Annotated in this window: 15 protein-coding genes; 10 read left to right on the top strand and 5 right to left on the bottom strand. The window is 60.5% G+C overall.

All coding sequences use genetic code 11. The annotated features are described in order from the left end of the window. Positions 1-241 precede the first annotated feature (241 nt). On the bottom strand, positions 242-895 hold the full coding sequence (locus HBA54_RS13740; protein ID WP_167225495.1) for a VOC family protein: 654 nt from the start codon (positions 893-895) through the stop codon (positions 242-244). Between the two features lie 218 nt (positions 896-1113). Between HBA54_RS13740 and HBA54_RS13745 the strand changes: the two genes are divergently transcribed. Further along, a protein-coding gene (locus HBA54_RS13745; protein WP_167225903.1) for an IS5 family transposase occupies positions 1114-1868 on the top strand; the annotation gives its coding sequence in 2 pieces (ribosomal slippage) (positions 1114-1444 and positions 1444-1868; 756 coding nt in all). Positions 1869-2069: 201 nt separating this feature from the next. On the opposite strand, the gene HBA54_RS13750 is transcribed toward HBA54_RS13745, so the two are convergent. Further along, positions 2070-3140, bottom strand: coding sequence for an ABC transporter ATP-binding protein (locus HBA54_RS13750; RefSeq protein WP_167225497.1), 1071 nt, complete (start codon positions 3138-3140; stop codon positions 2070-2072). A gap of 474 nt (positions 3141-3614) precedes the next feature. Then, positions 3615-4496, bottom strand: coding sequence for a LysR substrate-binding domain-containing protein (locus HBA54_RS13755; protein WP_167225499.1), 882 nt, complete (start codon positions 4494-4496; stop codon positions 3615-3617). A gap of 164 nt (positions 4497-4660) precedes the next feature. On the opposite strand from HBA54_RS13755, the gene HBA54_RS13760 reads away from it, so the two are divergent. The 9 genes from HBA54_RS13760 to HBA54_RS13800 all read left to right on the top strand — a co-directional run bounded on the left by HBA54_RS13760 (position 4661) and on the right by HBA54_RS13800 (position 15019). Further along, entirely contained in the window at positions 4661-5773 is a 1113-nt protein-coding gene (locus HBA54_RS13760; RefSeq protein ID WP_322096038.1) for a pyridoxal phosphate-dependent aminotransferase, read from the top strand. Position 5774: 1 nt separating this feature from the next. Further along, the gene (locus HBA54_RS13765) at positions 5775-6959 is read left to right on the top strand and encodes an acyl-CoA dehydrogenase (protein ID WP_167225503.1); all 1185 of its coding nucleotides are present in this window, start codon (positions 5775-5777) and stop codon (positions 6957-6959) included. Between the two features lie 13 nt (positions 6960-6972). Next, entirely contained in the window at positions 6973-9162 is a 2190-nt protein-coding gene (locus HBA54_RS13770; protein WP_167225505.1) for a thiamine pyrophosphate-dependent enzyme, read from the top strand. Next, positions 9159-10205: an ACP S-malonyltransferase gene (locus tag HBA54_RS13775; RefSeq protein ID WP_167225507.1), complete on the top strand. Its 1047-nt coding sequence runs from the start codon at positions 9159-9161 to the stop codon at positions 10203-10205. The genes HBA54_RS13770 and HBA54_RS13775 overlap by 4 nt, the downstream gene beginning before the upstream one ends. Then, a complete protein-coding gene (gene amaB, locus HBA54_RS13780; protein WP_167225509.1) occupies positions 10202-11701 on the top strand; it encodes an L-piperidine-6-carboxylate dehydrogenase in 1500 nt (499 codons plus the stop codon). Before HBA54_RS13775 ends, amaB begins: the two co-directional genes overlap by 4 nt. A 215-nt stretch (positions 11702-11916) precedes the next feature. Beyond that, positions 11917-12105: a hypothetical protein gene (locus HBA54_RS13785; RefSeq protein WP_167225511.1), complete on the top strand. Its 189-nt coding sequence runs from the start codon at positions 11917-11919 to the stop codon at positions 12103-12105. A 169-nt stretch (positions 12106-12274) separates the two neighbouring features. Next, positions 12275-13090: a glycosyltransferase gene (locus HBA54_RS13790; RefSeq protein WP_167225513.1), complete on the top strand. Its 816-nt coding sequence runs from the start codon at positions 12275-12277 to the stop codon at positions 13088-13090. A 109-nt stretch (positions 13091-13199) separates the two neighbouring features. Next, positions 13200-14210 carry a UDP-glucose 4-epimerase GalE gene (gene galE, locus HBA54_RS13795; protein WP_167225515.1) on the top strand — a complete coding sequence of 337 codons (1011 nt, stop codon included), beginning with the start codon at positions 13200-13202 and terminating at the stop codon, positions 14208-14210. Between the two features lie 68 nt (positions 14211-14278). Beyond that, positions 14279-15019: a phosphotransferase family protein gene (locus HBA54_RS13800; RefSeq protein ID WP_167225517.1), complete on the top strand. Its 741-nt coding sequence runs from the start codon at positions 14279-14281 to the stop codon at positions 15017-15019. Here the strand turns inward: HBA54_RS13800 and HBA54_RS13805 are convergent. Further along, the gene (locus HBA54_RS13805) at positions 15002-16276 is read right to left on the bottom strand and encodes a sigma-54-dependent transcriptional regulator (RefSeq protein WP_167225519.1); all 1275 of its coding nucleotides are present in this window, start codon (positions 16274-16276) and stop codon (positions 15002-15004) included. The genes HBA54_RS13800 and HBA54_RS13805 overlap by 18 nt on opposite strands. After that, positions 16273-17604, bottom strand: a complete 1332-nt coding sequence (locus HBA54_RS29665) for a sensor histidine kinase (RefSeq protein ID WP_167225521.1) — start codon at positions 17602-17604, stop codon at positions 16273-16275. The genes HBA54_RS13805 and HBA54_RS29665 overlap by 4 nt, the downstream gene beginning before the upstream one ends. Positions 17605-17934: the final 330 nt, after the last annotated feature.

The following is a 17934-nucleotide window of genomic DNA, read 5'->3' on the forward strand; positions in this document are numbered from 1 at the left end:
ACATACGAAAATAGTGCTCCGCTCTCCCGATCCTCGCCCCGCATCGCGCCCTCCATGATCGCAAACCAAACGCCATAGAGAATCACGACCAAAAGACTTCGGCGAGCCCTTTTTCAGCAGCCTGCTAGAGCAGATCCCGGTCGGATGGAATTGCCGGAGGCGATCCATCGACCGGGATCTGCTCTAACTGTTTGATGGCGATCGGATTCACATGTTTTGGCGCAACCACAAAGTGATTCCGTCAAAACATGATCCGATCTAGGCCGTCCAGTAGGTCCGCAACAGCGATAATCTGTAACCCCCACGATCTAGGCTCAGGACCCATTAATCCAGCAGGGTGGCACGACCGCACTGCGCCCTTTGTGGGTATTGGCACGTACCGCTGGAAATGTGCGGATGAGGCAGCCGGCATTCCGGTCGGAGACGCCCAGCGGTTTGCCGCTGATCGGTCTTGGGCGGCAGTCCGCCGATCCTTCTGCTCTACCTCCTCGGTCCAATGCTCCCGTCCGAGGGGGGAGAACATTTCCAGGAGATTGCCTTCCGGATCGCGTAGATGGACGGCTCGGATTGTCCAGCCGGGATAGTCCTTTGGCGCGTTCACGAAATCGGCGCCTTTCTCTGCAAGGCGCTTGTGGGCAGCATCCACATCATCGACCTGCAAAACGACCACAAAGGAATCCTGTTCACGTGCAGCGGACGGAAGGTCTGCCGTGCCGACGGCTTCTGACATCAGATCTCGAGAGAACAGGGCGAGCATCGTCTCATCCCCAACCCGAAAGTCGGCATAGGGTCCCGATTCATCTCCCCAAACCGGTGCCAGTCCGATGATGTCTCGGTAGAACCTGAAGCAGGTGCCGAAATCCTGCACCAGCAACCGAACGCTGTACATCCTCATTTTGTACGTCTCCGACAGAACCGGATCTTGTGAGGGTAGATGAACAAACGGCCATCGCAATGACATCGATCAACTTACCCACTGCCTGTAGCGCCGTGGAATCGAACCATCTGCCGGCTGCCCATGATGTCTGCTTCGTTCCGCATCTCAGTCATTCACCACTTTATCGGTTCCGTACCCGCGCAACGCGTGATTCAAGTGAGCAAGAGAATCTGCTCATGCCAGATAACTATTGGATCAGCGAAACCCAACTCGAACGCATCAAACCTTACTTCCCGCGATCTCACGGTGTGCCGCGTGTTGACGACCGACGCGTGATCAGCGGGATTATCCATGTCATCCGCAACGGCCTCAGATGGCGGGACGCGCCCGAAGTCTATGGAGCGCACAAGACCCTCTACAATCGGTTCGTCCGTTGGTCACGGATGGGTATGTTCCGCCGGATATTCGAGAGCTTGGTCAGCGAAGGCATGCAGCCTGAGCAACTGATGATCGACGCTACACATCTCAAAGCGCATCGCACGGCGGCAAGTCTAGCAGAAAAGGGGGCTCTCCGCGCAGGATAGGGCGAACTAAGGGTGGCCTGAATTCCAAGCTTCATGCCGTGACCAATGGCGAGGGCAAGCCCATCATGCTGATGCTCTCAGAGGGCCAGATGAGTGACCACACAGGGGCGAAGCTGCTCTATCCCCATCTGCCTGGCGCCAGCATGTTGATCGCCGACAAAGGTTACGACAGCGATGAGTTCCGGAATGCGCTCGCGGCGAAGGGCATCAAGCCCTGCATTCCGCCAATGCTAAACCGGCGTGAAGATATTCACTACGACAAGGACGTCTATAGAACGCGCGGTCGTATCGAGATCATGTTTGGCAGACTAAAGGGCTGGCGACGCATCGCCACGCGCTATGATCGCTCCGCCCACACCTTCTTCTCGGCAATCTGCATCGCTGCCACTGTTATCTTCTGGCTCTGATTAATGAGTCCTGAGCCTAGATATTTTGCAGACGACACCGATCACCGTCAGCACGACGCGGCATTTCAAGGCCTGAATACAGGTACAAATCGAGGGCGCGCGGCAAAATCCAGCAATACTCAACCCTGTTTTGAATCCAGATGAGTTGCCTTCCTCCATTCCGGCGAGAAGACCGCAACATCAAGTACCGGGATCGCAAACCTAGTTGATCCGCTCGCCGGTCGCGCTTTCGAAAAGATGCACGTCATCAATCGCCCGGTCGACAAACACTGCCTTTCCAGCGTCATGCTGGTAGCGTCCCTGTACCAGTAGCGCACCGCGAACCTGCTCGCCGAAGCTGACCAGAACTTCGGTTTGAGATCCCGTGGGCTCGACCAGATCGATCGTGACCGGAATACCTGTAGTGGCAAAGTTCAAGGCCTCGGGACGAACGCCTACTGTAACCGACCGGCTTTTGAGCCCCTTGACCTCCGGCAAAGAAACAACGGCATTCGCGCCGATCCTTACGTCCATACGCCCGCCATCTGCCTGCTCTACCACGCCATCCCACAGATTGATCTTGGGTGTGCCAAAAAAGCTGGCAACGAAGGTGTTGACCGGGCGCAGATAAAGATCATCCGGTGCGCCGAACTGTATGATTTCCCCCGCCCTCATGATCGCAATACGGTCGGCCATAGTCATAGCCTCGATCTGATCATGGGTAACGTAGACCATCGTGCGCCCCAAGCGTTTGTGCAGCGCTTTGATCTCGCTGCGCATGGCATTTCGCAGGGCTGCGTCCAGATTGGACAGCGGCTCATCCAACAAAAACGCGCCGGGCTCACGCACCATGGCGCGCCCCATCGCGACCCGTTGTCTCTGCCCCCCGGACAGCTGGCGTGGCTTGCGATCGAGGTAATCGCTGATCTCTAGGGTTTTAGCGATGGCCTCGGTCCGCCGATTGATCTCATCTTTGCTCATGCCGGAGATCTTCAGACCAAATGAGAGATTCTTGCGCACCGACATCTGCGGGTAGAGCGCGTAATTCTGGAACACCATCGCCAGATTTCGCTTCTGCGGTGGAACAGATGTCATGTCCCTGTCGCCGATCAGTATCGCGCCGCCACTTGCATCCTCAAGGCCGGCGATAATCTTCAGCAGCGTGGATTTACCGCATCCCGACGGGCCAATCAGGGTAACGAATTCGCCCTCATCGATATCCAGGCAGATGCCCTTCAAAACGGAGTGGTCTCCGTACTTCTTCTCAAGATTTTGAATGGATATGTTGGACATCTTGCCTCAGGGTCCCGCTATTTTTCCGAGCCGGCCGACCGCACCGCACAAAGTCAATGGGTGGCCGGTGAATTGCCTAAACGCCTGAAAGGTCGGCGAGACTGGGTTCCAAGCGACGGATTCCCAGTGGCTGCCCGGCCTGTCACAGAGCCGGACCGCGAATCCCCCAATCTGTTATTCGCTGATACGCATCGCCCAATCCGATAACAGCGGCCTCGCCGATTGGCTGGGCGATGGCCTGGAACGAGTGGGGCTGATCAGCAGCGGTTACCCCACAGGGCCTGGCCATCGCCGGGACAACCCGGTCACATTCGCGTGTGCGGACAGACGAACGACGACAGGTGGCCGGCACGCCCGCGGCATCGTGGCGTTCCTCGATGCCGATGTGATGCACCGGCGCACGATAGCCCTGCACCGAACGGCGGACGGGATTGGTGGCCACCCGGCCCTATGACCTGACACCCGGCGGCCAGGTCAAACCTCAGCCTGCAGAAACTGCAGAAACAGCGCCAAGGCTTCGCTTTTTTCTCTGTCTTTGGGCCAGACCAGAAAATACGTGCCTTCAACCTCCATGTAGTCCGGATAGGCGGGCACAAGCCTACCCCTTCGAACCTCCGATTCTGCGAGGAACTCCGGTAACAGCGCAATTCCGATCCCCTCGGCTGCGGCTTCGGCCATGTTGGTGAATTGATCGAACAACATTCCGCCCAGCCTGTCGGCCGGAACACCGTGACGTGAAAACCAGGACTCCCAGGATCCGGGGCGGCTTTCCAGGTGAAGCAAGGGCAAGTTGGTCATTTCTGCCGCAGACAGCGGCGTGCTGTCGACGAAGTCCGGAGCGCATACCGGGATCATTCTTTCCTTGGACAAGGGAAGGTAATTGACTCCCATCCAGTCCCCGGTCCCATAGTGAACGGCTGCGTCGAACTTTTCGCGGTTGAAATCAAACGGCGCGATCCGCGTGGCCTGGTTCACAAGAATGTCCGGATGTTTTCCCGTGAAGGCGCGTAAACGTGGGCTTAGCCAGTACATTGCAAAAGCCGGCAAGACAGCAAGGTTGACGCTGCGACGCGACCCGTTCGCTTTGATCTTCAAGCTGGCGCGGGCAAGGTCCTGCAGGCACTCACGAACGGACTGAGCATAGGTTACGCCGGCTGGCGTAAGCTGCAGTCCCTTCCCTTCACGTATCAACATCGTGACGCCGATCTGCTCCTCAAGGACTTTCAGCTGCCTGCTTACTGCTGAGTGCGTCAACGAGAGTTCTTCAGCAGCTGCGGTAGCAGTGCCAAGTCGTTCCACAGCCTCAAGTGCAAGAAGGGAATTGATTGACGGCAGGAAGCGGCGGGGGGCAATCATGTGAGTTTTTCTCCAAGGAATGGGAGATTATATTGATATTTTGCTGGAAGAAAATCCGGTAGTTTCGCAAAAATGGCAAAGGTATGGAGTGAGTTGACTGGATGAACGTTCTTCCAGGGTTTCGGCGAGCCTCACGGATCGCGTCTCTCGAAATATCTGAAATCGTGCAGTTGACCGAGCACGCGGCGGCGCTTAGGGCCGAGGGGCGAGACGTGATCGCACTTTCGACCGGGGAACCGGATTTCCCGACGCCCGCCCATGTGATCCAGGCCGCTCATGCTGCGGCCTTGGCGGGCAAGACACGTTACCCGGCAACGGCGGGAACACCCGAACTGCGTGACGCCATCGCGCAACGCAATGGTGTGACGCGGGCCGAGGTGATCGTATCCACCGGGGCTAAGCAGGTTCTTGCGAACGCGATGCTGGCCTCGCTCGACGAAGGCGACGAAGTCATTGTGCCTGCGCCTTATTGGACCAGCTATTCCGACATCGTTGCCATGGCGGGCGGAACGCCTGTCGTTGTGCCCTGTTCAATGGCGCAGAGCTTCAAAATCACGCCGGCGTCGCTGCGGGCCGCGATCACGCCGAAAACCCGGTGGATCATGCTGAATTCGCCGTCCAACCCGTCGGGGGCGATCTACTCCGCCGGCGAACAGCGGGCCTTGGCGGATGTTCTGGCGAAGCACCCACATGTTTTGATCCTTGTGGATGAGATCTACGAGCACCTTAGTTACGTTCCGTTCAGCTCTTTCAAGAGTGCCGCGCCGGAGCTCGCAGAGCGCATTCTGATCGTGAACGGCGTCTCCAAGGCCTATTCGATGACCGGCTGGCGGATTGGTTGGGGCGTCGGACCGGCAGCGATGATCCGGGCCATGGGGGCGGTACAGGGGCAAGTCACGTCTGGAGCATGTTCTGTCTCGCAGGCCGCCGCGCTTGCGGCCCTTCAAGGCGACGAGAGCCTGCTTGAATCGCGCCGCGAAACGCTGCACGCACGGCGGGACAAGGTCGTCGCCGCCCTCAATGCCGTCCCCGGGATCCGATGCCCGACCCCCGACGGCGCGTTTTACGTGTTCCCCGACGTAACGGGCGCCATGCAACGGGGCGGCTATGCGAACGATGCGGATTTCTGCGCGGGTCTGCTTGACAGGGCTGGGCTGGCAATCGTGCCCGGTCGCGCCTTTGGGCTTCCCGGCCATGTCCGCCTGTCTTTTGCCTATTCCGAAGCCGAGCTGGATGCAGGCTTGTCGCGCATCGCCGAGATACTGAAAGGAAACTAACATGCCGACGACTGCTTTCACCCCGATGGACCCGTTCCTTCTCGACAAACAGCTGACCGAAGAAGAACGCATGATCGCCGAGGGCGCCCGCGCCTATTGCGCCGACAAGTTGGCGCCGCGGGTCGAAGAGGCCTATGAGGACGGGAAAACAGACCCGGCGATCTTCACCGAAATGGGCGCTCAGGGCTTTCTGGGCGTGACCATTCCCGAAGAATACGGCGGGCTCGGCGCCGGCTATGTCACCTACGGCCTCGTGGCCCGCGAGGTTGAGCGCATCGACTCCGGCTACCGCTCGATGATGTCTGTGCAGTCTTCGCTGGTAATGTATCCGATCCACGCCTATGGCACCGAGGAACAGCGGAGGAAATATCTGCCCAAACTGGCCAGCGGTGAATGGATTGGCTGTTTCGGCTTGACGGAACCTGACGCCGGCAGCGACCCGGCGGGCATGAAAACCCGGGCTGAGAAGACCAGTGATGGCTACCGTTTGACAGGTTCCAAGATGTGGATCTCGAATTCCCCCATCGCCGATGTCTTTGTGGTTTGGGCCAAATCCGACGCCCACGATGGCAAAATTCGCGGCTTCGTCCTGGAGAAGGGCATGGCTGGGTTGTCGGCACCGAAGATCGGAGGCAAACTCTCACTCCGCGCTTCGGTGACCGGCGAGATCGTGATGGACGGGGTCGAGGTCGGTGAAGACGCCCTGTTGCCGAATGTGCAAGGACTCAAAGGCCCGCTTGGCTGCCTCGACCGCGCCCGCTTCGGCATTGCCTGGGGCGTCATGGGGGCCGCCGAGGATTGCTGGCAGCGTGCGTTGCAATATGGGCTCGACCGGACCCAGTTCAGAAAACCGATCGCCGGGACACAGCTGTATCAGAAGAAGCTTGCCGATATGCAGACAGAGATCGCCCTGGGCCTGCAGGCGGCGTTCAGGGTTGGGCGGCTCTTCGATGAAGGCAGCGCCGCACCTGAAATAATTTCGCTCATCAAGCGCAACAATTGCGGCAAGGCGCTCGACATCGCGCGGCACGCCCGCGACATGCACGGAGGCAACGGCATTTCAGGTGAATTCCAGGTGATGCGGCACATGATCAATCTGGAGACGGTGAACACCTATGAGGGCACCCATGACATTCACGCCTTGATCCTGGGCCGGGCGCAGACCGGCCTGCAGGCTTTTTATTGAGAGTTGCCGCGATATGGACCGGTCTGTCATCGTTCATGAAAACTTCCTGAAGCGAGTCACTGAGGGTGATTTGCCAAACGGGGCATCTCCGCAGGGACCGCTCGGTCGTGAACTGGCGGTTTCGATCTACCGGTCGGGCTGCCTATCGCGCGCGCTCGATCGCAAAGGCCGCGCCATGCAGGCAGCCGGACAGGGGTTTTACACGATCGGCTCGTCAGGCCATGAGGGAATGGCGGCCATCGCCGCCGCCTTACGACCCACCGACATGGCTTTCCTGCACTATCGCGATGCGGCGTTCCAAATTCAGCGCGCGGGACAGGTCCCTGGCCAATCGATAACGTGGGAGATGCTGCTGTCCTTTGCCTGTTCCCTGGAAGACCCGATCTCGGGCGGGCGGCACAAGGTGCTCGGCTCAAAGGCACTGACGATCCCGCCGCAGACCTCGACCATCGCCAGCCACCTGCCCAAGGCGGTTGGGGCGGCCTATGCCATTCCGGCGGCGCGGCGACAGCGGCCCGAACATGCCGGTCTGCCAAAAGACTCCATCGTCTTTTGCAGCTTCGGCGACGCCTCGGCCAACCATTCCACGGCGCAGGGGGCGTTCAACACGGCACAGTGGACGTCGTTTCAATCGGTGCCGCTGCCCTTACTCCTTTGTTGCGAGGACAACGGCATCGGGATTTCGACCAAGACGCCGAAGGGCTGGATTGCGGCGGCATTCGCAAACCGTCCGGGCTTAGAGTATTTCGCCTGCGACGGGCTCGACATCTACGACACCTATGCCACCGCCCTGAAGGCGGCAGACTATGTCCGTCGTCGCAAAAAGCCTGCGTTTCTGCATGTCCGCACCGTGCGACTGTATGGGCATGCGGGGGCCGATGTGCCAACCACCTATCTGCCGGTCACCGAGGTCGAGGCGGATGAGGCCAGTGATCCGTTACTGCATTCCGTGCGACTGCTGTCAGAGGCCGACGCTCTTTTGCCGGACGAGGCGCTCCGCATCTACGATGAGACCAATGCAAGGGTCGAGCGCGTCGCCCGGGAAGCCGTGACACGTCCACACCTGGCATCTGCACGGGAGGTGATGGACAGTCTGATACCACCTGCCCGCGCCTGCAAACCCAGCAATGGGCCTACGCCAGAGCAGCGCGCAGCAGCCTTTGGTGCCGATCTGAAGGCGATGGAAGAGCCGCAGATCATGTCGCGGCTGATCAACTGGGCGCTAACCGATCTGATGCTGACCCATCCCGAGGTCGTCATGATGGGCGAGGATGTGGGCCGCAAGGGCGGTGTCTATGGCGTGACGCAAAAGCTGCAGAAGCGGTTTGGCCCGGACCGGATGATCGACACGCTGCTTGATGAGCAATCGATCCTGGGGCTGGCAATCGGCATGGCGCATAACGGCTTCGTTCCGATACCGGAAATCCAGTTCCTGGCCTATCTGCACAATGCCGAGGATCAGATCCGGGGCGAGGCGGCGACGTTGTCTTTTTTCTCCAAGGGGCAATACACCAACCCGATGGTTCTGCGGATCGCCGGACTGGGCTATCAGAAGGGCTTTGGCGGGCACTTCCACAACGACAACTCGGTTGCCGTGCTGCGTGATATCCCCGGGGTGATCCTTGCCGTGCCGTCGAACGGGGCGGATGCAGCTGGTATGATTCGGGAATGCGTGCGGCTGGCGCGCGAAGAACAACGGGTGGTGGCGTTTCTTGAACCCATCGCGCTCTATCCAATGCGCGACCTGCATGCGGCCAAGGATGGCGCGTGGATGCGCCACTATCCCGATCCCTCCGAGAAAATTACCTTGGGCGAGGTCGGCGTGAACGGCGATGGAACGGATCTGGCCATCGTCACCTTCGGCAACGGGGTCTACCTGTCGAACCAGGCACTGCCCCGGATTGAGAAAGCCGGGATCACGTCGCGAATTGTCGATATGCGCTGGCTCTCGCCCCTACCGAAAGAGGCGCTCAACAGAGCCGTGGAAGGCTGCCGAAACATCCTGATTGTCGACGAGACGCGCCATTCCGGCGGCGTAGCCGAGGCGCTGATGGCACATTTCCACGAGACCGAGTCGGCAAGGCTCGCGCGGCTCACGGCCGAGGACAGCTTCATAGCCACCGGGCCGGCCTATGCAGCGACGATGCCGTCAAAAGACAGCATAGCCGCGGCCGCTCAGACGCTTGTTGGACAGCCGAAATGACGCGCACTGCCGTTGTCATCTGCCCGGGGCGCGGCACCTACAACGCGACCGAGTTGGGTTATCTGGCGAGGCATTTCCCCGACCCCGCCCTCCTGAAGGTCTTTGACGCAGAGCGCGAAGCCTTGGGACAGGACACGCTGAGCGCGTTGGACGGCGCCGTGAATTTCTCGTTGTCGAAACACAGCCGGGGCGACAATGCTTCAGGACTCATCTTTGCTGCGACGCTGGGCGACTTCCGGTCTATCAACCGTGCGGGCATCGATATCGTGGCCGTCACCGGGAACTCCATGGGCTGGTATTCGGCACTGACCTGCGGCGGGGCATTGTCGCCGGAGAACGGGTTTCGCGTGGCCAACACCATGGGCACACTGATGCAGCAAGCGCTGATCGGTGGGCAACTCATCTATCCCTGGGTGGACACGGACTGGGTGCCGCAACCGACCCGGCGAGACGCTCTTCTCTCCCTGATCGAAGAGATAAATCGGCGGCGCGAACATGCACTGGCGCTTTCAATCGATCTTGGCGGAATGCTGGTACTGGCCGGCAACGAGGTCGGCCTAACGGCCTTTGAAACCTCGGTCGATCCTCTGCAAGGCCGCTTCCCGATGCGGCTCGGCAATCATGCGGCCTTCCATACTGGGTTCCAGGCGCCGGTCGCTGAAAAAGGGCGCGCGCAGCTGAAGGCAGAGCTCTTTGGCCAGCCCGAGATCCCGATGATCGACGGACGCGGGGCAATCTGGTGGCCCGGTGCGACGGATCCGCGGGCGCTCTGGGAGTACACGCTGGGGACGCAGGTCACCGAGACATTCGATTTCACGCGGGCGATTGCTGTGACAGCTCGAGAATTCGCCCCTGATCTTTTCATCATAACCGGCCCGGGCACCACATTGGGCGGCGCCGTTGCACAGTCCCTGATCCTCACCGATTGGCGCGGGCTGCGGGACAGGAACAGCTTTCAGGCGGTTCAGACAGAGGATCCATTGCTGATCTCCATGGGAATGGACGATCAGCGCGCGCGCGTAACTCAAGGAGACGCTCAATGACCCATTCTGAAACCCTCGCCAAAGCTGGCCTGACCGAAGCCGAACTCTCCGGTGGCACACTTGCCGTGCATTCGCCCATCGACGGCGCGGAGGTCGCGCGCCTCAAGCAAACGGATCCGTTCGACATGCCTGCCATCATCGCAACTTCCCAGGAAGCGTTCCAAATCTGGCGCAGAGTGCCCGCACCGCGACGTGGGGAACTGGTACGTCTCCTGGGGGAAGAGTTGCGCGCGGCGAAGGACGAACTCGGGGCCCTGGTGACCCTGGAAACGGGCAAGATCACCGCAGAAGGTCTTGGTGAAGTGCAAGAGATGATCGACATCTGCGACTTCGCCGTCGGTCTGTCGCGGCAGCTTTATGGTCTGACCATCGCCTCGGAACGCCCTGGCCATCGCATGACTGAAACCTGGCATCCGATCGGGCCGGTTGGCGTGATTTCGGCCTTTAACTTCCCGGTCGCAGTCTGGAGCTGGAACACGGCGCTGGCACTTGTCTGCGGCGACCCGGTGATCTGGAAACCCTCGGAAAAGACTCCGCTGACCGCCCTGGCCTGCAAGAAGATTTTTGAAAAGGCGGCGGCAAGGTTTGGCGATGATGCGCCCGAGGGGCTGTTGCAGCTGGTGATCGGTGGTGCTGAAGTTGGCGAAGCGCTTGTGGCGTCCAAGGGCGTTCCGGTCATCTCGGCAACCGGTTCGACCCGCATGGGTGGTGTTGTCGGTCCGAAGGTGGCGGCCCGTTGGGGGCGGCCGATCCTGGAGCTTGGTGGAAACAATGCGATGATCGTCGCCCCCTCGGCGGATCTCGATATGGCCGTGCGCGCCATCGTATTTTCGGCAGTGGGCACGGCCGGTCAGCGCTGCACCACACTGCGCCGCCTGATAGTCCACAAGTCGATCAAGGCGGAGCTTGTCGAGAAGCTGATCAAAACCTATGCCACCTTGCCCATCGGTGACCCCCGTTCGAAAGGCACCCTGATCGGGCCGCTGATCGATCAGGGCGCATTGGATGCGATGCAGACATCGCTTGAAGTTGCCAAGGCCGAAGGCGGCACTGTGCATGGCGGGGGCCCGGTAACCGAAGCAGTTCCGGGCGGGGCCTATGTTGCGCCCGCTTTGGTCGAAATGCCCGGCCAGACCGACATCGTGAAGAAGGAAACCTTCGCGCCGATCCTGTATGTGCTGGAATACGTGGGGCTGGACGATGCAATTGAGATACAGAACGAAGTGCCGCAGGGCCTGGCATCCTGCATTTTCACGCTGAACGTGCGCGAGGCGGAAACCTTCCTGTCGTCTGTAGGTTCGGATTGCGGCATCGCCAATGTCAATATTGGCCCGTCCGGTGCCGAAATTGGCGGCGCTTTCGGCGGAGAGAAGGAAACAGGCGGCGGCCGGGAATCCGGGTCGGACGCCTGGAAGGGCTACATGCGCCGCCAGACCTCGACGGTGAACTATTCGGCCGAGCTGCCTCTTGCCCAGGGTATCAAGTTCGATGTCTAGAGCAGATCCCGGTCGGATGGAATCGCCGGAGGCGATCCATCGACGTTGCAACCGAAGGTGTTGATGACAATATCGGATAAGGTTGGCTGAAAGCACGGACGGGGCGAACGGGCTGCGACTGGGTGAAATGCCCCAAAACGGGTTCGGTAGGGACCTTATCAGCTCTGCGTGTCGTACCTAGGATTACCGGAGAACATACCATCCGGAGGCTGAACATGGCCGAAATCACGATTGTCGAAGATCAGGGAATTCCCGCCGGCAACATCGCCACAGTGTTGAAAAACATGGGGATCGACACTGTTCGCGGTGACCGGATCGCTCCAGCCGTCCTGAACGAGATCCACGTCGTCGCGATCGTCAAGGTGAATGCTGCAGCAGCCGTCTCCGATCATGCCGAAGCCTAGGACGATCTGGTTCCTTGCGACCTCAAAGAGCGGGTTGGGACACCTGCGCCGCATCTCCAACATTGCGGGTCATATAGCGGAGAGTGACGCGTGTCCGGCTATCGGTCTTTTGACAAACGCAAGCTTGCCGCCGGGTCTGGATGAGGCGTGTGGGAAGATCTACAGCCATATGACGGTCGCCGAGCGACCCAATATGACCGGGCGGCTTGCAGGAGAAAGCGTCACCGCGATCGTTGTCGATACAGCAATTGTCCCGCGCCTTAACAGCCGGGACGAGCCCTTGGTTTTGATCCTGCGCGAGATGCCGGAGGATCGGGTCGAGGCGTTTCGGCTTCCCGGTGAACGACCTTGGGACCTGGTCATCGTCCCGAACCCTGAGGACCACTGGATGCCGAAGCTGGGACAGGGCTTTGCCCGAAATGTTGCGACGGTGGGATGGATCTATCGCCGGCCCGCCGCCGTCCCTCGACGGGCGGGTGCTGTGCCCAGGTTGCTGATCGCCACAGGTGGTGGTGGCAAGGCGGATGAGGCGGCCGTGCTGCGCGGGCAACTCGACACTATCATTGCTTCGCTGCGAACCGGCACAGCTTGTCCGTTCACGGTGGAGCAGGCACTTGCCACGCGCGCACCTACTCAAGCCCGCTTATGCGGGGCGGACAGAGTGTTCGACCCCGGCACAGCTCTCAATGACTGCTTTGCCGCGGCGGACATCGTCGTAAGCACCGCCGGATACAACTCCGTGCTGGAACTGGCGATGACGGAAACCCCAACGATGCTGGTTCCTATGGCGCGGTCAATCGACGACCAGGTGGAACGGGCGAAGGCCTGGGGGCCGCGTGTGGGCTGTTTCCTGGACCCGGCGGTGCCGGAAGCCGCGCTCGAATGGTTGAGACAGCAGATCGAAGTGCCGGTGCGGCGGCCGCCGGTGGATCTCGGCCCGTCCGGCGGCGCAGAAGCCGCTCGGCGGATTCTCGCACTGCTATGACCAAAGAGCTGGCGTCTCCGGCCAAAGATGCCGGGTTCCGCGCAACACGGAGGGAATCCCGGACTGCCGGTATCCCGCAGTTCACACTAGCAACAGAAGGGCGGTAGTCATGGTTGGTGCGATATTGGTGACGGGAGGCGCCGGCTACATCGGCAGCCACGTGGTTCTGACGCTTCTGGAAGCCGGATACCCGGTCGTCGTGCTCGACGACCTCTCGACAGGCCGGCGCGCCGCCGTGCCGAAGGCCGCGCGCTTCGTCAAAGGAGATGTCGGCGACCGCGCTCTGCTTTCACAGATTCTTGGCCAGCATGCCGTCACCAACGTCATGCATTTCGCCGGAGCGATTGTCGTGCCGGAATCCGTCGTCGACCCGCTGAAGTACTATCTTCAGAACACCGGCAAGAGCCGCAACCTGATCCAAGCCTGCATCGAAGCGGCGGTCAGCGGCTTCATCTTTTCCTCAACGGCGGCGGTCTACGGCCAGGGCGATGGGGCACCGGTTTCGGAAACGGCCCCGGCCCAGCCCGCCAGTCCCTACGGCACCTCAAAGCTGATGACCGAGTGGATGCTCCGCGACGTCGCCCGGGCCCACGGCCTGAACACGGCCGTGCTTCGCTACTTCAATGTGGCCGGTGCAGACCCCAAGGGACGCAGCGGCCAAAGCACACCCGGCGCGACCCACCTGATCAAAGTCGCCTGTGAGACGGCCTGTGGCCGGCGCCCCTCCATGAAGATCTTCGGCACCGACTACGACACGCCGGACGGCACCTGTATCCGCGATTACATTCATGTCACGGATCTGGCGGACGCCCACCTTGCCTGCCTGCAGGCGCTCGAGAACCAAGGCGGCCAGTTCCTGTTCAATTGCGGCTATGGTCACGGCTATTCGGTGAAACAGGTCCTGGAAGCCGTCGAGCGGGTCTCCGGCCGGAAACTGAAGACCCGTCAGGCAGAGCGGCGGCCCGGAGACGTGGCCAGGATCGTCGCCGACGTTTCGGCGATCCGCCGTCAGCTCGCTTGGCGGCCCCGCTGCAACGATCTGGACCTGATCGTGAAGACCGCCCTCGCCTGGGAGCGAAAGCTGGTTGCGGAGAGTGAGCAGGTTGTTGAAGAAGCTTGAAGCCGCGTGATGTCTTGTGTGGTTCACTGTCCGTGGTTCAGGCCCGAGGCAAGGAGTGTGCAGATCGGATGAGCGCTCCCACGATGAAAGAGCGGACCTGGCGAGGCGGCGCGCGGTTCTACAAGCGCGTCAACGGCCCTGCGGAAGCCAGGTGCCTGATTGGCCGCGCACATCAGATCACCGAGGCAGGAGCGCTCACGCCAGAGCCCGAATACTGCCCGGATCGAAACGTCTTGACCTTTCCGGTCATAGACGGTCCTTCCGGCACAACGTTGATCGACGCTGTCGCGTTGTCGGAGCTGTTAGCGCCATTGCAGGTTGTTCGTCGTGCCAACATGCCGGATCTACCGGTCTTCGACCCCTTTGCCAAGATTGCCGCACGACTGAAGCCGGACGCGCCGCATTGGCTGATCGACCGTGTTGCGCGGCTGCAAGGCGTGGACGCCGGCCCTGCCGGTATTGTTCATGGCGATTTCCACTGCGGCCAGTTGATCCGGGATTGCGGGGGCCGTGTCTGGATCATTGACCTGGAAGACATGTCCCAGGGGCCGGTCGAGGCGGACCTGGGTAATTTCGCGGCACATCTGGCGACGCACCCCGAGACAGGGTGGCGGGATTTGGCGGAAGGGGTTCAGTTCTGGGCCGGACGGGTTCAGGACGCCTGGAATAGGTTGGGAAAACCTTGCGACGCCGCGCTTTTCCGACGTCATGTCGATGTTGCGCTGACGCGCAGGGCACTGAAGCTACGCCACGACCGGGCAGAGCCCGAGGTCCTGGCAGCGCTGAAGAGCTTACCGGTGATTTCTTGACAGGCCGAACTTCGACATTCGGTAGCGCAACGTATCGCGGGTAATGCCCAGAAGATCTGCGGCTTTTGAAACGTTACCCTCAGTGTACTGAAGCGCTGATTGAAGGGCGGAGCATTCGATCTGCTGGAGATCGAGGTCGGGCTTTGCCCGATTCAGCGCCGACACCCCGGTCAGATATTGAATGTCGCCAACGTCGATCCTGCGATCTCCCGCCTTGAGCACGGCACGCCGCAAGCAGTTCCGAAGTTCCATAATGTTGCCCAGCCAGGGATAAGATAGAAGTTTTTTCCGCGCCTTGGGGGTGAAACGCGGCTTGGGATATCCGTGTTTACGTGCGACCTCGCGGGTCAGCACCGCGGCAATCGGCAGGATATCCTCGCTGCGTTCGCGGAGTGCCGGAACGTCGACCCAGCCTGTCTGAATGCGATAAAGCAGATCGGCGCTAAACGCACCCGACCGGATCAGCGGGCTGAGAGCGTCACTCGACGTGGCAAGGACCCACACATCGTCGGCCAGCCCGGATTCAAGCGCATAAAGCAGCCCGGCCTGGGCCGCGCCATCAAGGGCAGCGATGTTCTTCAGCAGCAAGGTTCCACCCCGCGCCTTTTCCAGCATTGGGCTCCACGGACTGCATGCCGACCCGTCTTCCGTGGCACTCGAAAACGAAGCAGCACAGTCGGACACGACGAACGGCGCTTTGCGGCGCGGGCTTTCCTCGTGCAGGGCGGCGGCAACCTTGGCCTTTGCCAAGCCCTGCTCTCCGGAAATCAGAACACTCGGTGGTTTCTCGATACCGGATGCAGCGGCAAGTCTCTTAATCGACTGCCTAAGATCGATCGCAGCGTCGGACCTGCCGATGATCCGCCCAATCCCTTTTGAAGGCTCCGTGACACTGCATTGGTTGCCCACCAGTTCTGCTGCCATCATGGCGATGGTGGCCAGCGGCGCCGGCTTGGTCAGAAAATCCCGTGCGCCGCGTTTCATGGCCTCAACTGCGACCGCGATGTCCCCATGACCAGACATTACCACGACCTGCGCTTCCGGGTTTTCTTCCCGAATCCGGCATAGAACCTCCAAACCGCACTCACGCCCGAGCCTGTAATCAACAATGGTGAGCGTCGGCCGCTCTCGCTGGAAAAGCGCGAGTCCGAAACGAGCATCAATCGCGCGGTGGCAGGAAAACCCGCGCCTTTCCAGATAGCTCGCAATAGACCGTCCGAGGACCTCATCGTCATCGATGACCAGCAGCTGTGTCATGACAAGGTGTCGCAGGTTGGGATCGTGCACATAACCTCCACGCCTCGCCTTTTCCGGTTACGCAGCTCGAGCGATCCACCAAGCCGCTCCACAATCCCCCGTGCAAGGACAAGGCCAATGCCGAGGCCGGTCGATTTTCCGCTTTCGAACGGGCTGAAGAGCCGCCGGACCATCTCCCCTGGGATGCCGGGGCCATTGTCTTCGATGAGGATGCAGACCTGACCGTCAGACTGGATATCCCGCGAGATCTTGATCTTTCCGCCGGCCTGCATCGCCTCGATGCTGTTGGACAGGATGGAGTTCAAAACCTGTTCCACCTCGCTCGACTGGGCAACGACGCAGGGACTACGGCCCCGGTAGGCGAACTCCGCAACGATGCCGCGGTCTCGCATCTGAGATAGGAAGTTCTCAAGGCATTTTCCGATGACCTGATCCACATCGGTGTTGCCGACACCCCCCACCGGATCCTCGAGAGCGCGTGTCAGGAAGGAGCGTATCCAACTTTCCAGCCTCTCGGACTGCTCGACAATGTCTGAGACCGGGCCGCGTGCGCTGGCGGGCAGGTCGTCGTCAAGGACCAGTTCGGCACAGGATCGGATCGCAGCCAACGGATTACGCAGGCCGTGGGCGACGGAAGACGCCATTTCACCCACGACGGCCAGCCTCTCCCTCTCAATCAATCTTGCCTCGTGACGCTGCAGTACCCGGGTGGTGTAGATGACTACAAGCAGAAGGCCGCAGAACAGCACTGCCCCCGCCACGGCCTCGCTGGCCCAGGCCAGGTGGGTCACCCGGCCTATCGACCCGAGCAGGGTCTCTGGAACTTTCCGGATCTCGACGGCGCCAACGATACTGGTATCGTCACTGGACCAGATCGGAATTGCAAACGTCACGAACGATGTTGCGCTGGGGGGAATGGCCGAGAGGCCGTGGCGATCTGCCTGCGGCAGAGGCCGAATTTCCGGATTCAACGTACCGCTCAGCGCTCCGGCCAGTTGGTCGTTTTCCTGGACACCCGCGCTGTTGAGCGTTCCATCGGTAGACCAGATCATGGAACCGTCCGCGCGATAGATGGTCGCCAGATAGACGTCCGGAAGATGTTGGAGATACCGTAGGATCACCGCCATTTCAGGTGTATCAGCGCCTTGGGAATCTTCGTGAAAACCACGTTCGGCACCCTCGGCACGAACCAGCGCGTTAAGCGACTCCGTCGCCTCGACGGCGTCCTGAAATGGCATCTGCCGGGTGAGATAGCTTGATAAAAAAAACCCGAGCGTGGCCGTCGTAGCGACAATTACAAGAAAGCTGAGGATCGCAAAACGCCGCACAAGCCGTATGTGATGCGATGAGCCCTGCCGCCTTGGGTTTCGTGCCACAAAGGCAAATCCAGGTTGCCTGGATTGACGTTGCCATCGGCCAACCGCAGGCAAGGGCCGGTCTTCTCCATTCGCTTGATACATCCCAATCGGCCTCCGCGTTTTGCCGCACTCGCTGGGCTCCACCGTCTGAAGTGGCGCGTGCCGGCGGCAACACCTCCGTCTCCGATACCATCGCCGATCAGCCCGGGGAGGGCTTGACTGGGCGATTAACGACAAGTGACAGAAAAGTGAATTTTTAATGAAATCCGGTCACCCGGGCCCGACTGGGTGAAATGCCCC

The organism is Pelagibius litoralis (genome assembly GCF_011683915.1).
In the GTDB taxonomy this organism is placed as follows: domain Bacteria; phylum Pseudomonadota; class Alphaproteobacteria; order Kiloniellales; family Kiloniellaceae; genus Pelagibius; species Pelagibius litoralis.

Excerpts from the sequence above, each read along its gene's own strand:
- amaB (WP_167225509.1), top strand. The coding sequence starts at position 10,202 with ATGACCCATTCTGAAACCCTCGCCAAAGCTGGCCTGACCGAAGCCGAA.
- HBA54_RS13755 (WP_167225499.1), bottom strand. The coding sequence starts at position 4,496 with ATGATTGCCCCCCGCCGCTTCCTGCCGTCAATCAATTCCCTTCTTGCA.
- HBA54_RS13740 (WP_167225495.1), bottom strand. The coding sequence starts at position 895 with ATGAGGATGTACAGCGTTCGGTTGCTGGTGCAGGATTTCGGCACCTGC.
- galE (WP_167225515.1), top strand. The coding sequence starts at position 13,200 with ATGGTTGGTGCGATATTGGTGACGGGAGGCGCCGGCTACATCGGCAGC.
- HBA54_RS13790 (WP_167225513.1), top strand. The coding sequence starts at position 12,275 with ATGACGGTCGCCGAGCGACCCAATATGACCGGGCGGCTTGCAGGAGAA.
- HBA54_RS13805 (WP_167225519.1), bottom strand. The coding sequence starts at position 16,276 with ATGACACAGCTGCTGGTCATCGATGACGATGAGGTCCTCGGACGGTCT.
- HBA54_RS13785 (WP_167225511.1), top strand. The coding sequence starts at position 11,917 with ATGGCCGAAATCACGATTGTCGAAGATCAGGGAATTCCCGCCGGCAAC.
- HBA54_RS13765 (WP_167225503.1), top strand. The coding sequence starts at position 5,775 with ATGCCGACGACTGCTTTCACCCCGATGGACCCGTTCCTTCTCGACAAA.
- HBA54_RS13770 (WP_167225505.1), top strand. The coding sequence starts at position 6,973 with ATGGACCGGTCTGTCATCGTTCATGAAAACTTCCTGAAGCGAGTCACT.
- HBA54_RS13775 (WP_167225507.1), top strand. The coding sequence starts at position 9,159 with ATGACGCGCACTGCCGTTGTCATCTGCCCGGGGCGCGGCACCTACAAC.
- HBA54_RS13800 (WP_167225517.1), top strand. The coding sequence starts at position 14,279 with ATGAGCGCTCCCACGATGAAAGAGCGGACCTGGCGAGGCGGCGCGCGG.
- HBA54_RS13750 (WP_167225497.1), bottom strand. The coding sequence starts at position 3,140 with ATGTCCAACATATCCATTCAAAATCTTGAGAAGAAGTACGGAGACCAC.